Origin of the sequence: Pantoea eucrina, assembly GCF_002095385.1 — a bacterium.
Taxonomy (GTDB): Bacteria; Pseudomonadota; Gammaproteobacteria; order Enterobacterales; family Enterobacteriaceae; genus Pantoea; species Pantoea eucrina.
Genome location: NZ_MIPP01000102.1, coordinates 1 through 383, shown reverse-complemented (window position 1 = coordinate 383; position 383 = coordinate 1). Strand labels below are relative to the sequence as shown.

The 383-nt window shown below is 50.9% G+C and carries 2 tRNA genes; both read right to left on the bottom strand.

Going from position 1 to position 383, the window contains the following annotated elements:
• Positions 1–54: 54 nt before the first annotated feature.
• Positions 55–130, bottom strand: a tRNA-Ala gene (locus HA43_RS18550).
• Between the two features lie 148 nt (positions 131–278).
• Positions 279–355, bottom strand: a tRNA-Ile gene (locus HA43_RS18545).
• Positions 356–383 lie beyond the last annotated feature (28 nt).

Below are 383 nucleotides of genomic sequence, written 5' to 3'. Positions count from 1 at the left end.
AATACTTCGCAATGCGCCCTGAGGTGCATTCTGAAGTATTTTTCAGGACTGTAATGGTGGAGCTAAGCGGGATCGAACCGCTGACCTCCTGCGTGCAAGGCAGGCGCTCTCCCAGCTGAGCTATAGCCCCATACAGTCACTGCAGAGACCACTACTACCACTCACCAGGAGTTACATTCTTTGCATGAGGAATGTAAATTCGTGCTCAGGCAAGGCATGTAGGAGGGAAGTTTACTTTGGTAAACGACCGAGTACATAACGCCGCATGAGTGCGAATTTGGTAGGCCTGAGTGGACTTGAACCACCGACCTCACCCTTATCAGGGGTGCGCTCTAACCACCTGAGCTACAAGCCTGTAGAGGTTTTTCTGCTCGTTACTTTCT